A 15,311-nucleotide genomic window follows, 5' to 3' on the forward strand; every position below is an offset into this window, starting at 1 on the left:
ATGTCGAGTACCGAGCGAAAGCGCATAATTTTAATTTCATTATTGAGTTGCGCTGTTAATTTTGTGCGGGACGAGGAGCGATGAATGAGCGTGAAGCGTGTGTGTGTATACAGATATCTGCGAACGCAAATGAATCTCAAACAAAGTATTGTGCAGAATTAACAAGCAAGATTGCGCAGGTAATTTCGCATAAGGCAAGGCGCGGCTGAGGAAGGCGAAGGACGCGTATACTGACATACGCAAGCGAGCCTGACGAAGCCAGCAACGCAGCGTTATGTGAAATTAACAAGCAAGGAGGGAAGAGAAGTGCCAAGAAAAGGTAATATACCAAAGAGAGAAGTACTTCCAGATCCAGTTTACGGAAGTGTTGTTGTAGCAAAGCTGATCAACAGCATCATGTTAGACGGAAAAAAGGGAGTAGCGCAGTCAATTGTATATGACGCGTTTGAAACAATTAAGAAGAATACAGGAGAGGAACCTCTTGATGTATTTGAAAAGGCTATGAACAACATCATGCCTGTCCTTGAAGTAAAGGCCAGACGTGTTGGAGGTGCCAACTATCAGGTTCCTATCGAAGTTAGATCTGACAGACGTCAGACACTGGGAATCAGATGGCTTACAAAATATATCCGCGCCAGAGGTGAAAAAACCATGGCCGAGAGACTTGCTAAGGAACTTCTGGATGCTTCGAATAACACTGGAGCAACCGTGAAGAAGAAGGAAGATACCCACAAGATGGCGGATGCGAATAGAGCATTTGCACATTACAGATGGTAATTGAAATTAATGTTAATAAAGAATTTTAGAAAGAAGCAGAAAGGAGGTTTCTAGTATGCCTAGACAATTCCCGCTTGAGAAAACCAGAAACATTGGCATCATGGCGCATATTGACGCCGGAAAGACCACAACCACAGAGAGAATTCTGTTCTACACAGGAAAAACCCATAAGCTTGGCGAAGTTCATGAAGGCGCAGCTACTATGGACTGGATGGAGCAGGAGCAGGAGAGAGGTATCACTATTACCTCTGCTGCTACAACGGCGCAATGGAAAGATACTCGAATCAATATAATTGATACACCCGGCCACGTTGACTTTACCGTAGAGGTAGAAAGATCACTGAGAGTCCTGGATGGAGCTGTTACTGTTCTATGTGCGAAAGGCGGAGTTGAACCTCAGTCAGAAACCGTTTGGAGACAGGCAGAGAAGTATGGTGTACCCCGGATGATTTTCGTCAACAAGATGGATATCATGGGTGCGGACTTCTTCCGCGTTGTTGGTATGGTAAAAGACAGACTGAAGGCCAATGCTGTGCCAATTCAGCTGCCTATCGGCTCGGAAGACAGCTTTGTCGGAATTGTAGATCTGGTTGAAATGAATGCAGAAATCTACAAGGACGATCTGGGAAAAGAGTTTGACGTCGTGGATATCCCAGAAAATCTTAAGGAGATGGCAGCCGAGGCGAGACACAATCTGATGGAGGCGGTAGCGGAATCAGATGAAGAACTGCTCATGAAGTATCTTGAGGGCGAAGAACTCTCAAAAACTGAAGTGAAAAGCGCCATCAGAAAGATGACTGTTGCAGGAAAATTGATTCCCGTTATCTGCGGATCATCCTACAGAAACAAAGGTGTTCAGATGCTTTTGGATGCAGTCGTAGATTATATGCCATCACCAGTAGACATTCCCGCAATTAAGGGAGTGCTTCCAGATTCAGAAACAGAGGATACAAGACCTGCTGATGACAAAGGTCCATTTTCAGCTCTTGCTTTCAAAATTATGGCCGATCCCTTTGTGGGAAAACTTGCATTCTTTAGAGTATATTCCGGAACACTGAAATCGGGTTCCTATGTTTATAACTCAACAAAGGATAAGAAGGAAAGAATCGGAAGAATCCTGCAGATGCATGCAAACAGAAGAGAAGATATCGAAGAAGTCTACTCTGGTGATATTGCAGCAGCAGTAGGACTGAAGGATACAACAACCGGAGATACTTTGTGTGATGAAAATCAAGCAATCATACTGGAGTCTATGGAATTCCCTGATCCGGTTATTGAAATCGCCATCGAACCTAAGACCAAAGCCGGACAGCAAAAGATGGGTCTTGGCTTAGCAAAGCTGGCAGAAGAAGATCCTACTTTCAAAACCTATACCAATGAAGAAACAGGCCAGACGATTATTGCCGGTATGGGAGAACTTCACTTGGAAATCATCGTAGATCGTCTTCTGCGTGAATTCAAAGTTGAAGCAAACGTAGGTAAGCCGCAGGTATCCTATAAAGAAACTATTTCTGGAACAGCGGATGTGGATCACAAATATGCGAAGCAGTCTGGTGGACGCGGTCAGTATGGTCACGTTAAAATCAGAGTTTATCCGAGAGATCCTGGAGCTGGTTATGAATTCAAGAATGCAGTTGTCGGAGGTGCGATTCCTAAGGAATACATTTCAAAAGTCGATGATGGTATTCGTGAAGCAATGCAGAACGGACCTCTTGCAGGATATCAGGTTGTTGACGTCGGCGTAGAACTCTATGATGGTTCTTACCACGAAGTTGACTCCTCTGAAATGGCCTTCAAAATTGCCGGATCCATGGCATTCAGAGAAGCTGCTAAGAAAGCGAAGCCTGTACTTCTTGAACCGATCTTTAAGATTGAGGTCACTGTGCCTGAAGACTATATGGGCGACGTAATCGGTGATATCAGCTCCAGAAGAGGAAGAATCGAAGGAACTGATATGAACTTTGGAGCAGTTGCAGTCAGAGGGTTTGTGCCTCTTTCTGAAATGTTCGGATATGCTACCGATCTGAGATCCAGAACACAGGGTCGAGGAGTCTATGTTATGCAGTTTGACCACTTCGAGAAGCTGCCGGATAGCTTAGTAGAGAAGCTGAACAAATAATGTACGAAAACGAGGCATTCATTGCTTTGCCTCGTTGCCCATTTCCCTTTCGAGGGACATATCGCGTAATGATGCTAGAGAATTTTCAAAGGAAAATGATCTACTGAAACGTATAAAAATTTTAATGGAGGATCACGAAAATGGCAAAAGCTAAATTTGAAAGAAACAAGCCCCATGTTAATATCGGGACAATCGGTCACGTAGACCATGGCAAGACCACATTGACAGCGGCAATCACAAAGACCTTATACCAGAGATACGGACTCGGCCAGATGGTAGCCTTCGACCAGATCGACAAGGCACCAGAAGAAAGAGAAAGAGGTATCACCATCGCAACTGCGCACGTAGAGTACGAAACACCGAACAGACACTATGCGCACGTTGACTGCCCCGGACATGCTGACTATGTAAAGAACATGATCACAGGAGCAGCGCAGATGGACGGAGCAATCCTTGTAGTAGCAGCAACAGACGGACCAATGCCGCAGACAAGAGAGCACATCCTGCTGTCCAGACAGGTAGGCGTACCATACATCGTAGTATTCCTGAACAAATGTGACATGGTAGACGATGATGAGCTTCTTGACCTTGTAGAAATGGAAGTAAGAGAACTTCTTGACGTATATGAATTCCCTGGCGATGACACACCAATCATCAGAGGATCCGCACTGGAAGCATTAAATAATCCAGAAGGCCCATGGGGAGATAAGATTGTTGAACTGTTTGATGCAGTAGACAGCTTTATTCCAGAGCCAGAAAGACCAACCGACAAGCCATTCCTGATGCCTGTTGAGGATGTATTCTCCATCACAGGAAGAGGAACAGTAGCAACAGGAAGAGTCGAAAGAGGAATCCTGAAGGTATCCGACGAAGTAGAAATCGTAGGACTTGCAGAAGCATCAAGAAAAGTAGTTGTAACAGGCGTAGAAATGTTCAGAAAGCTTCTTGATCAGGCACAGGCTGGAGACAACATCGGAGCACTGCTTCGTGGTGTACAGAGAACTGACATCGAAAGAGGTCAGGTACTTGCAAAGCCGGGCAGCATCAAGCCCCACACAAAGTTCACTTCCCAGGTATACGTATTGAAGAAGGAAGAAGGCGGAAGACATACACCGTTCTTTAACGGATACAGACCGCAGTTCTACTTCAGAACAACAGACGTAACAGGAAACCTGAACTTACCAGAAGGCGTAGAAATGTGTATGCCTGGAGACAACATCCAGATGGAAATCGAGCTGATCAGCCCGATCGCTATCGAAGAAGGACTGAGATTCGCCATCAGAGAAGGTGGAAGAACAGTAGGTTCCGGCGTTGTAGCTAAGATCGTCGAGTAATTTCGGATCTTATAAACACTATTAAAATTTAAAAGAGGTCTTCTTTGGGTGATTCAATCCCGAAGAAAACCTCTTTTTTTCATTTTCATACCAAATTTCTATCTGCCTCCTGCTCAATATCCCAAAAATGGGATAAATTTCACTCAAAATGGAAAGAAATAGTACTGGGAGTACTACATCGCTCCATTTCGTTTTTTAACGGGCAGCTGTCCTATCGTTTCTAAGAATATCCAACCCGTGACCATAATGTGACTACGCTGTGAAATAATGTAATGAAATATTTGAAATCGTCAACCCATGAAAATATTGAAAAGGCAAACCTGCCGAAAGACAGGGACGCAAAGCAAGGAGCCTAAAGCATTCTAAGCCTAAATTGCAAGGGTTGTCCTGCTGCCACATATTTCATTCCATACTTTTTAGGAAACTATGAAAGGAGAAATGAAGATGATGGCTTTTTTTTATTGTAACAGTGACGATCCGTAATGTTGCTAGTCTGAACTTTGGTACTCCAAGAGACAAAGTGTGATCTATTTACTAGTAAACAGGAGGAAAATCGATGAATCGATTCAAACAAAAGACAGGGAAAAGAGTGCTCTCCTTTATGCTTGTTCTTGCACTTCTGATTCCTATGATTCCTGCGCCGGTGTTCGCAGCTGAACCAACCCCTGCAGAAAAGCTAAATGGGATGGTAAACACTCTGCTTGCATACAGGGATGAGGCATTAGGTTTAACGGAGAGCTTGCTTGAAAGCCCTTGTGTAGACAAGACTTGTGATGATTACGGTAAAGTTGACTGTACCGAACTTGATCATAGGCTGCTGGTTGATAGGACAAAATTTGATGCAGCCGTAGTACAGTTTGCAGACTACATCAACCGAGATATTGATATTGTAAAACAGCTTACAAGCGGTGCTATCACGGGATACACGTATGTGAACAACAGTGGAGCTGCATATTACACCGGAACTGCTGCAAACACTGTTGCGAAAAAAGTTGATGCTGCAATCTCCTTTCTTGAGAGTGGAGGCTACCAATGCGGAGAAAAGAGCTACTTTATAGGAGTTCCAACGGGATGGAAAAAGCAATTGGGTTTTAAGTCTTCTTTTAATCCCGGCTTTGATGTTCACTTTCTAACAGGTGCATCCAATGAAAATGCAGTAATACCGCTTGCCGAGGGATTTCTCAATATCCTTCGTGCCGGTGCAAGTCCAGATGCAGCAGAGTTAGTATATAATATGAAAGTGAGACAGATTGAAAGTTATATTGACCGGGCTGAGAAATTGGAGGCATTACCGGCTGGAGGAACACTGACTCCGGACGAGTTTAATGCAGCGGTAAGTACCTTCATTAACAATGCAAATCGAGATCTAGAAGTGGCGTCGATACTAAAAAGCAAAACGCTAAACAAAGATTATGCATCCGCAAAACCAATTGATTTTAACTCTCTCAATAGTGATTATGGAAAACTATCCGAAAATGACCGCTATAAAAACGTGATCACTTTTTTTAGTACAGGTGGTTTCAACTTTTCAAACCTCTTAGGAGTTAATTTCATTGTTTATAAATCAGTGTTCTACCCCGATTATTCTGACGGCTTGTTTGGTATCGGTGTTAGTAAGGCGGATGCTTTGGTCATTATGAGCGACACCATCGCTGCATTGGAACTGGGGATGCCGTATATGTCAGCCCTTGATCTTGCAAAGATGAAGTATGCAGAGTCCCGCGAACGCTTGCTTGCGATAAAGAATAATCCCGATGGAATCGTGGCGACACTATTGAGCAATGATCAGGAACTCAGGCAGCTTATTGCCGATCTTAATATGATTATTGGCAGTCTGGATGATATTATCAGTACAGTGGAAACCTTAGAGCGTCTTGGTATCGGAGCGGATGTTCTCGATACCATATTAAGCCCAATGGGATTAAGCTATAATGATCTCAAGCAGCTGGCGAGTCTGCGTGAATTACTCAATAACGCAGGAATTGACACTTCGGGAGAGGTTTCTCTTGAGGACTCTTTTGAAGATGTTGCCGGCGCACTGGTCCGAGGTGCAATTGATCTTTCAATCGGAGGTGCAGATGCTCTAGTAGCAGTTAATCCTAATTCCGCGTCTGCTTATAAGAATGCCAAGGCTATTATAGATCAGACCTATTCCTCGCTCATGGAGGATGCATTAAAAGAGATCTACAATAAGTTAGGAGCTATTATAATAGTTATAGAACCAGTACGACCGTACCTGGGAATGATCAATTCGACTGTTAGCTTGGTTAAAAACATGGCAGTACTTGTTGAACAAGTAGATGCTTTGCAAGATGACTTTACCGTTGGAGGCCTTTCTGTTGCAACTTATACGACAGCAGGTACCTTGGATAATCTTGCAAACTTCTTAGTTGCGTTTGATGCAGCAGGTCTTGGAGAAAAGCTTTCAGGACTGCTGGAAAACAGCAATCTCGGAGGCACGGTTGCAGACGGAACTGCAGCTATGCTGAATCAACTCATCAAAGAGCTGATCAAGCAGGATGTTGGACTAAGCGGATCAGATTTAGGTATTATTCAAAGAACCGTTGACTCCCTTACAAAAGCAGGACTTGATAATCCTACTGCTCTCGTCCCAATGCTCAGAGCCTCTGCCGATGTACTGCGCAGAGCAGCGGAGTTGGAAGGCGGGATTCAGGATGCCATCGACGGTAATTATGAGAGTGCCTGGAATGTCCTTACAAAGGATCTCGGCGGTATGTTCAGCAAGACAGTTACTCTTTGGAACTCCATTGTGGCGTTATATGAAAAACCTGAGGTACAACAATTTACCGCATTCACCATGGATCATAAAACGGGAGAACTGAATCTTGACAGTCTCGAGAAGGATGAATTCCTTCAAGCCTTCGGAGCAGGGATCAATGAGGAGGCCCAAGCAACCTTTAAGATTTTGATTGATCCGAAATGCAGCGACAGTGAGAAATTGACAAGTTGTTATAAGTTCTACTATTTCCTCAAGGATGTGAAAACTTTTGTAGCTGACCTTGAGGCTGCCAGCAAATGTCTGAATGATGCATGCAAATGGGCAGAAGAAAATCTGTCAAGAGAAGAGGCGAAAGCATTCATTGAAAATATGGGTCGCCACTATGCTGCGGAGCTGCGGGCTTGTATCCAAGATGGTTTAAGCAGCAGTTCAATTAAGGCGGTGTGCAGAGAGATTGAAGACTCAGTATCTGAAATGAGAGACCTGCTGAACTATATCAAGTGTACTGGTGACTTGGAAATCACAGCAACACCTGGTGAGGGAAGTGCATTCTATACCTTCGGTACAAATTACGATGCGCTGAGAGTCCGTCTGGACAGCCTGCTCCGTACACTGGGTATCAGCACCGGGTATAAAGTGAACTCTCCGGCTGAACAGTTTACGGTTGACGGAAACAAGCTCGTTGCCATCGGAGATTTGGAAGATGGCCAATATAAGGTCAAGGTTGCATACCAGATGTACTTTGCAGTATGTGACCGTGATTTCGCCAGTACCCTGGCAACCAAGTGGGTAACGGTGAACATCAGCGGAGGCGGAGAGGAACCGGATGAGGCACTCACTGGAATAGAGATAACTGCGCTTCCGCATAAAATCTCCTATCGTGTTGGTGAAAGTCTCAATTTGACTGGTTTACAGGTAATGGCTCACTTTGATGATGAAACGGAAAAACTTCTTGATCTTGCGGATTGTAATATCACGCCTGAAGCAGGAACTCGCCTTACCCTTGAGGGTATTCAGCCTGTAACCATCTCCTATGCAGGATTCTCTGATTCGTTCGAGATTACTGTGAAGGAAGCAAAAGCAGACATTTATCAGGTACGCTTTGATACCGACGGAGGTTTCCTTCTAAACGGAGCGTCTGAAACGGAAACCGTTGAGGCAGGAAGTGACATTGAGCTTCCCTGGGTCGAAAAAATGGGTCATAGCTTTAAAGGATGGTTTGACGCAGATGGGACGTATCAAGGAAACAGCGGGGAATTCTACCGGGTAAGAAGTGATGTTGAATTCTTTGCACATTGGAAAGCGATTGAAGGAAAGAAAGAATTCACAGTTACTTTTGATCCAAATGGTGGAACCTTCTCTGCAGGAATGCCAGCATCTGTAACGAAGCAAGAGGGGGAGGTGATTCCTCTTCCAGTGGTTACTAGATCGGGTTATACGTTCGACGGATGGTATAGCGGAAAATCCTTCATCGGAAAAGCAAATGATGTCTATACCGTTTATCAGAACATCACACTGACCGCAGGTTGGTCCCGCAACAGCACCGGCGGCGGAGGAGGCAGCAGCAGTTCAACGCAAATTGTGGATGAAGCAATCCCATTGGGCGGAATTTATTCCCTGATGTCCCTTCCTGCTGAACCAAAGGATGGCATCGTGTACTATGTAGACGCAGATGGAAATACAGTCTTTGTACCATTCTGTTATCCCATAGGAGATAAAATTTATTTCTTGGGACAGGTTGGAATTAAGTATCTGGTTAAAGCAAATCCAAAACAATTTGGAGATATTACAGGGAATTGGGCGTATGACAATATCTTAGCTATCGCTTCCCGAGAAGCGTTCCAAGGATACCCTGACAGCAGCTTCCAGCCTGGAAGCCCAATGACTAGAGCGATGCTGTCAGCAGTGCTTGCAAGAATGGCTATGGTAGATACCAGTTCTTACAAAACTCGTGTGTTCGATGATGTTTCTCCGGATGCATGGTATGGACCGTCGGTAGCTTGGGCACTTGAACAGGGCATTGTCACCGGTGTAGGAGGCAAGCAATTCAATCCCAATGCAAATATAACTCGTCAGGAGTTCTCCGTAATGCTTGCCAGATTCATAAGCTATATGAGCATCAGTCTTCCGTCTGAAACGGCAGCACCTTTTGCTGATGAAGATATGGCAAGTGATTGGGCGAAAACTGCAATTGCCGATATGAAGAAATATAATATCGTAACAGGCAGAAGCGGAAACCTGTTTGATCCATATTCAGATATTACCAGAGCAGAAATCACGACAATGCTTTATCGATTGATCCAGACATCCATCACCTATGGATATGAGAACAGCCTGAAAGAAACTAAGAAAGCAAATTAAATCCAGAAGAGACTCGCACCGAAAGCTGCGGGTCTCTTTTTTCTAATTAGCTCTTTCTCATGAATATATTGTTCCCTAACAGTGTTTTATGATAAAATAAATCAAATTTCAAAATTGGAAAAAGGAGGAATGTAAGAATGGAAAGCAAAAAAGCTGCCAATAAGCTGAAGATAGATACAGTCATTAAAAATCTGGAAAAGCGGGGAATGGAAGGTCATTACTGTCAAACGAGCGAAGAGGCAGTGGAATTAATTTTGTCGATGATACCAGACAAGACCATTGTGTCCTGGGGCGGATCTGCAACACTGAATGAATTGGGAGTGAAGGGAAAGCTGGCGGAAAGAGATCTCGAAATCATAGATCCCTACAGTACTTCTGACTCTGCCGAATCCATGGAACGCAGGAGAAGAGGTCTTCTTTCAGATTATTATCTTATGAGCACCAATGCTCTTACCATGGATGGTGAGCTGGTAAATATCGATGGCACAAGCAATCGAGTTGCAGCTCTGTGTTTCGGACCTAAAAATGTTATCGTGGTAGCTGGTGCAAACAAATTGGCAATAGGTCTGGACGATGCGTTTACCAGAGCAAAGCTTAGTGCAGCAGTTCCCAACAATGTCAGACTAAAAAGGAATAATCCATGTACCATAACAGGAACCTGCAACAACTGCCTTTCTAAAGACTGTATCTGCTGCAACATTGTGACAACAAGATATTGCGGCACTCCAGGCAGAATTCAGGTTATACTAGTCAACGAAGAATTAGGATATTAAAGTAGGTGTGTATTTATGACAAAAGCAAGAGTAGTTGTTGTTGATGATTCTCCATTTTCTGTAGGAATGATCAGTAACATTCTCATAGAAAAGGGCTATGAAGTGGTAGGAAGTGCCAATTCTCTCAGCGGTGCGCTGGAGACGATCAGGAGGGTGTCTCCGGACATCGTTACCATGGACATGACGATGCCGGGAGCAGATGGCATTGAATGTACTATGGCGATCCATGAAGAAGCGCCACATATCAAAGTCATCATTATCAGTTCTATGATGGATGATGAAATTGTAAGAAAAGCAAAAAAAGCTAAGGTTTCCGGCTATCTGCAAAAACCTGTGGATGCTGATGAACTAGCACTTCTCATTGAGCGAATTCAGGCAAGTGAAGAACTGTTTGTTGAACTGGATGGAGTATACTATTCAGTTTTTAAAGAGGCTTTAAACGAAACTTGCTGTAAATTCTTTCAAGCATCTCCGAATTTCCGTCAAGAACTTAAGATCAATGACGAAAAGGTTTCAAGAGGTGTATCCGCTGTTCTAGGTATCATCGGAAGATATGGCGGGAGGATGCTTCTGGATCTGTCAGAGGATACCGCACGCCGGCTGGCGTTCCATATTCTCAGGCAAGAGGATCTGGATCATGAACAGGTTGTTGATGCAATCGCAGAAATCGCCAACATCGTAGCAGGCAATGCTTGTTCCCTGCTCAATCGTGCAAACCCAATCTATGGTTTTCGGGTTGCACCCCCGACAGTTGTATACGGAGAATCCATTCGTATTTCAAAATTAGGATTAAGCACGGTATCTTCAGTAATCGCAGAGACAGCGTTTGGAGATTTGTATATGAATGTAGGATTTAGCAGGAGCGAGGAACATGAGTAAAGAATATATCAAGGCATTCTCTGAGGCAGTATCAAACATACTGTCCCAATTTGGCATGACGGAAATTAGCCTGCAGGAGATACAAGGCTGCGGAAAGAACATTGATGCGTCAGGCGTAGTCTGTATTGTTGGTGTGTTTGGCGATCTGACAGGAAACGTCATCTTCTCAATGACTGAGGAGGGGGCAAAAGGAATTGCTTCCTGTATGATGGGCGGAATGGAAATTGATGCGTTCGATGAACTTGCACAGAGTGCGATTTCAGAATTAGGAAATATGCTGGCGGCAAATGCTTGTATCGGACTGTCTGAACTAGGCTTTGAAGCAGACATTTCTACTCCAACCTTGATGCAGGGCATTTTCACATTAAGCGGAAACTACGAAAAAGCAGAACGCATCGCTATGGATGCAGGCGGATACGATTTTGACGTCATCGTTTCGGTGGAGAGACGAGGACAAAAATAAAATCTCCAGGAATAAAAAAATGGGCTTGTTACGAAATTTGAATCAGATCTCGTAACAAGCCCATTTTTTATTGATTGCTTTTCTTTGGGTCCCCCCCAACCCTTAACAGGGGTCCTTTATTTTGTTGTTATGATTACTCTATTTAGAGCACTGTCCCATTTCACGTCAGCACCTAAGCCTTCTGATACAAACCGAAGTGGCACAAAAGTCAATTCGTCTTGGATGAATGGCACCGCGTCCAGCTGAATCTTGGCTCCGTTCACATAGGCGATAGGGCTGCCGACGGTCAGGTGAAGCTTTGTTGCACCGCTGACTGCGGTAACCGTTTGGGTGGAGGCATCCCATTCAACCGTTGCCCCCAGTGCCTCAAAGATTTTTCGCAGAGGCACCATTGTCTTGTTGTTCTTAATGGTGGGTACAGAATCAAAGTACAACTCTACTCCGTTCAGATATACCGTCACAGGGCGAGAAGCTGTTCTTATGGTTTGCCAGCTTTCAGGAACTTTAAAGTATCCTACTCGAGCATTGCCGGAGTCATCTCCTATCGTAACGAAGGCATAGCCTTCGTCGGTCAGTATGATATCTTCAAATAGGGTGGGGAGAACTTCTGCTCCATATTGATTTAACAGGCCGGCGCCCTCGTAGTAATATCGAAAGACAACCTTAAAGTTATTAAAAAAGTCTCCGGTATTGGAATATTTAAAACCGGTCAGATTATTTCCCGCGGCGTCCAACAGAGCGAATCTCTGGTTATAGTCGTGAGGAGGAACAACTCCCGGAGGGTATTCCCCGCTCTTCTGTCCCAGGTAGAGGTTATCGCTGAGATAAAAAAGGGAAAAGTCTTTCCAGCCGGTCAGTAGATTTTCATCCTTGTCCAAAAAGGCACTAATTTCTTGACCGTCCTTGATTTTTTGGGCATAGAATCGACCGTCTGAACTCCCGTCATAAGATACATAGGAATAATCGCCGGTCATCTTCACCGGCTTTCCTGAAGAATCCAGTAGAGAGGACGTATCTCCTTTCTGCGCCAGATATAATCCGTTTTCTTGCTCATAAAGATAATCGTTCTCCAAAGGCAGTATCATATTTCCTGCCTTATCGATAAGACCCCATTTGTCGCTGACCGCCACGGCGGCAAGCCCCTTGCTGAAGTAACGGGCACTGTCGTAAGTCAGAGGAATCACCTCAGCTCCTGTTTTGTCAATATAGCCCCATTTTCCGTCACGGCAGACGGGGGCCAAGCCCTCGGAAAAACGGAGTGTGTCATCGTAGATGAACGGAGTAATTTCCTTACCGGACAAATCCAGATAGCCGTACTTTCCTTCTTTGGAGGCAGCGATGGATTCTTCAGAGACCATAAATGACCAATCGGTAGAATAGATCGCTTCGGTCAGAGGTGTTCCGGCTCTGTCCAGGAAGGCATACTTTTCTCCTTTGATCTTTGCTGCGAAGATGCCACTGCCGATGTGGATCAAATCGGTATATTTTCCATCCTTATCTTCAAAGACGAGGGCTCCGTTTTGGTCTAGGATTCCTTTGCGAGATGTTGCTTTTACAGTAACGGACGTATAGCCTTGGAAAAATGAACTGACATCGCTGTAAATAGTGCCGTCAATCGATATAATTTTATCGGATGATATAATACTGTGACTGTTTTCTGCGTTCATTATCGTTACACTTTCTCCATCGGAATAGGAAGACCGCATGGAGTGATAGTTCATCGGAGGAAGTGCAAGGGATCCATCTCCTTTTACATAGGCGGTTTTACTGCTGGGTCCATTAGACATCTCCAAACGATAAAAACCTGTATTTGATCCGTCGCCGCTAATATAATAATGATTATATGGGCCGAAATCAAACCATGTGACTTCAATGCCTAGGTTTGAAATAAATTTTTCGGCTGATGGATCTTTTTCGACAGCAGAAACACTGCCGGCTGTACTGCCTGTAATGAGGGCTGCGGCCAGAAGACAGCAGAAGCTCTTCAAGATGATTTTTTTAATCTGTTTTTTAGATTTTAAAGCGGTTGCATTAGACTTCATGATAATCTCTCTCCTATATGAATAACAATACCCTTTGTGTTGATTTTAATCCATATAAAGGGAAATTACAAGGTTGGTTTGAAAGGACACAAGGGGCAGGGGAGCGCTTTGCAGTAGATACGATTATCACTGAAATTCATAGACAACCATGTTGCCTAAAGGCGGTGTTTCCGAGAGGCAAGTAATATCGTGTTGTTTTCTAATACAGTTGAAAACAGCATAAAACATTATTTGGTACGTGCCAATCAGTGAAATAAATTGTAGAATAATAGAATGAAATGTCAAAATCGAAACAAATGAATTTCGATTATATTGTACGCCCCGCTGCGTGTATTGCAGAAGCTGGTCTAAAACGTTGAAATAGTCAGAAAACTTGACATGAATATCCTGATATTTTCTCAAACTTTTTTTCACAAATATCTTGCAATCTATTGAAATCTATAATATACTACAAAGGCTTGCTATACCAGCTCTCCAGATTTGCATCATTAATGCAGATCGTAGGCGAACTAATGCAACGAAATCATAGATCTAAAATTGATCGATTTCGACTGCAAAAAGGCGATGAAGCAGGAAGTTGCTGAGCTATCAGGTAATTTCTGCAGAGAATTGTCCGTTCCAGAAACGGGCGAAGGGATTCTCGTGCTTTTTGCTTTGTGTAAAAAAATATGAAACACACGGCGCCGTGTATCGTGATAGCAAAACTCATGAAAACGGCGGCAGCAAGAGACGGAACCCCTCGTACAGCATAGCGAAAACGTACGAAAATCAAGGAGGATTGAAAGAATGAGCGAACAACAAAAAATCAGAATCAAGCTGAAGGCTTATGATCACAAAACTTTGGATCAGTCCGCAGCGAAGATCGTTGACACTGCGAAGAAGACCGGAGCAGATGTATCCGGACCGATTCCGCTGCCAACAGAGAAGCAGGTCATCACAATCTTGAGAGCCGTTCACAAGTACAAGGACAGCAGAGAGCAGTTCGAACAGAGAACGCACAAGAGACTCATCGACATCACAAACACGACGCCCAAGACTGTTGACGCGCTGATGAAGCTCGACTTACCGGCTGGTGTTGATATCGAAATCAAATTATAACGTAAGGGAACTCCCCTTAGTATGATTGCCCGAAAGGGTAATCCGCTGTAAGAATTCAGGAGGATGAATATGAAAACAATTTTAGGAAAAAAAATCGGAATGACTCAGATTTTTTCCGAAACTGGGGAATCGATTCCGGTTACTGTGATTGAAGCAGGCCCGGCAGTCGTTACTCAAATCAAGTCTGTTGAAACAGACGGATACAACGCAGTACAGATTGGTTACGGCGATGTGAAAGAGCAGAGAATGAACAAGCCTGAAAAAGGACACTTTGCTAAGTGGCAGGCTCCGCTCAAGAAGCATCTTACAGAAATCAGACTGGATGAAGGCGAAACCTACGAAGCAAATCAGGTGATCACCGTTGCCGATTTCGAAATAGGCAAGAAGCTGGATGTAACAGGCGTTTCCAAGGGTAAAGGAACTCAGGGTAACATCAAGAGACATGGACACCACAGAGGACCCATGACTCACGGTTCCAAGCACAAGAGACTTGCCGGAGCACTCGCTGCTGGTACTTATCCTTCCAGAGTATTCAAGGGCAACAAAGGCCCCGGAAGAATGGGACGTGATACGGTAACTGTGCAGAACGTGGTTCTTGTAAAGGTCATTGAAGACAGAAACCTGATGCTTGTAAAAGGCGCAGTTCCCGGTGCTAAGGGTGGCCTGCTCCGCATACAATACGCAGTTAAAGGTCAGGACAAATAGATAAAGACTTCAGAAAGGAG

The 15,311-nt window shown here is 44.2% G+C and carries 10 protein-coding genes and 1 riboswitch; of the genes, 9 read left to right on the top strand and 1 reads right to left on the bottom strand.

Annotation, left to right across the window (positions count from 1 at the left end):
* Nucleotides 1–306: 306 nt before the first annotated feature.
* The 7 genes from rpsG to FRZ06_20060 all read left to right on the top strand — a co-directional run bounded on the left by rpsG (nucleotide 307) and on the right by FRZ06_20060 (nucleotide 11,446).
* Nucleotides 307–777: a 30S ribosomal protein S7 gene (gene rpsG, locus FRZ06_20030; GenBank protein ID QOX65483.1), complete on the top strand. Its 471-nt coding sequence runs from the start codon at nucleotides 307–309 to the stop codon at nucleotides 775–777.
* 55 nt (nucleotides 778–832) lie between these two features.
* Nucleotides 833–2,896: an elongation factor G gene (fusA, locus tag FRZ06_20035; GenBank protein ID QOX65484.1), complete on the top strand. Its 2,064-nt coding sequence runs from the start codon at nucleotides 833–835 to the stop codon at nucleotides 2,894–2,896.
* A 140-nt stretch (nucleotides 2,897–3,036) separates the two neighbouring features.
* Nucleotides 3,037–4,230, top strand: a complete 1,194-nt coding sequence (gene tuf / locus FRZ06_20040; protein ID QOX65485.1) for an elongation factor Tu — start codon at nucleotides 3,037–3,039, stop codon at nucleotides 4,228–4,230.
* A gap of 303 nt (nucleotides 4,231–4,533) precedes the next feature.
* A riboswitch (cyclic di-GMP riboswitch) is annotated at nucleotides 4,534–4,628 on the top strand.
* 158 nt (nucleotides 4,629–4,786) lie between these two features.
* On the top strand, nucleotides 4,787–9,331 hold the full coding sequence (locus tag FRZ06_20045) for a hypothetical protein (GenBank protein ID QOX65486.1): 4,545 nt from the start codon (nucleotides 4,787–4,789) through the stop codon (nucleotides 9,329–9,331).
* A 137-nt stretch (nucleotides 9,332–9,468) separates the two neighbouring features.
* The gene (locus FRZ06_20050; protein ID QOX65487.1) at nucleotides 9,469–10,104 is read left to right on the top strand and encodes a lactate utilization protein; all 636 of its coding nucleotides are present in this window, start codon (nucleotides 9,469–9,471) and stop codon (nucleotides 10,102–10,104) included.
* 15 nt (nucleotides 10,105–10,119) lie between these two features.
* Complete coding sequence (locus tag FRZ06_20055; protein ID QOX65488.1) at nucleotides 10,120–10,983, top strand: response regulator; 864 nt, start codon at nucleotides 10,120–10,122, stop codon at nucleotides 10,981–10,983.
* Nucleotides 10,976–11,446, top strand: a complete 471-nt coding sequence (locus FRZ06_20060) for a chemotaxis protein CheX (GenBank protein QOX65489.1) — start codon at nucleotides 10,976–10,978, stop codon at nucleotides 11,444–11,446. Before FRZ06_20055 ends, FRZ06_20060 begins: the two co-directional genes overlap by 8 nt.
* Nucleotides 11,447–11,562: 116 nt before the next feature.
* Here the strand turns inward: FRZ06_20060 and FRZ06_20065 are convergent, their stop codons facing one another.
* Nucleotides 11,563–13,488 carry a hypothetical protein gene (locus FRZ06_20065; protein ID QOX65490.1) on the bottom strand — a complete coding sequence of 642 codons (1,926 nt, stop codon included), beginning with the start codon at nucleotides 13,486–13,488 and terminating at the stop codon, nucleotides 11,563–11,565.
* A 786-nt stretch (nucleotides 13,489–14,274) separates the two neighbouring features.
* Between FRZ06_20065 and rpsJ the strand changes: the two genes are divergently transcribed.
* Nucleotides 14,275–14,586, top strand: coding sequence for a 30S ribosomal protein S10 (rpsJ, locus tag FRZ06_20070; protein QOX65491.1), 312 nt, complete (start codon nucleotides 14,275–14,277; stop codon nucleotides 14,584–14,586).
* A gap of 69 nt (nucleotides 14,587–14,655) precedes the next feature.
* Nucleotides 14,656–15,291: a 50S ribosomal protein L3 gene (locus FRZ06_20075; protein QOX65492.1), complete on the top strand. Its 636-nt coding sequence runs from the start codon at nucleotides 14,656–14,658 to the stop codon at nucleotides 15,289–15,291.
* Nucleotides 15,292–15,311 lie beyond the last annotated feature (20 nt).

The organism is Clostridiales bacterium, assembly GCA_015243575.1.
Lineage (GTDB): Bacteria > Bacillota > Clostridia > Peptostreptococcales > Anaerovoracaceae > Anoxybacterium > Anoxybacterium hadale.

Coding starts and splice junctions, on each gene's coding strand:
- FRZ06_20065 (QOX65490.1), bottom strand. CDS start 13,488: ATGAAGTCTAATGCAACCGCTTTAAAATCTAAAAAACAGATTAAAAAA.
- FRZ06_20060 (QOX65489.1), top strand. CDS start 10,976: ATGAGTAAAGAATATATCAAGGCATTCTCTGAGGCAGTATCAAACATA.
- FRZ06_20075 (QOX65492.1), top strand. CDS start 14,656: ATGAAAACAATTTTAGGAAAAAAAATCGGAATGACTCAGATTTTTTCC.
- rpsJ (QOX65491.1), top strand. CDS start 14,275: ATGAGCGAACAACAAAAAATCAGAATCAAGCTGAAGGCTTATGATCAC.
- tuf (QOX65485.1), top strand. CDS start 3,037: ATGGCAAAAGCTAAATTTGAAAGAAACAAGCCCCATGTTAATATCGGG.
- fusA (QOX65484.1), top strand. CDS start 833: ATGCCTAGACAATTCCCGCTTGAGAAAACCAGAAACATTGGCATCATG.
- FRZ06_20055 (QOX65488.1), top strand. CDS start 10,120: ATGACAAAAGCAAGAGTAGTTGTTGTTGATGATTCTCCATTTTCTGTA.
- FRZ06_20045 (QOX65486.1), top strand. CDS start 4,787: ATGAATCGATTCAAACAAAAGACAGGGAAAAGAGTGCTCTCCTTTATG.
- FRZ06_20050 (QOX65487.1), top strand. CDS start 9,469: ATGGAAAGCAAAAAAGCTGCCAATAAGCTGAAGATAGATACAGTCATT.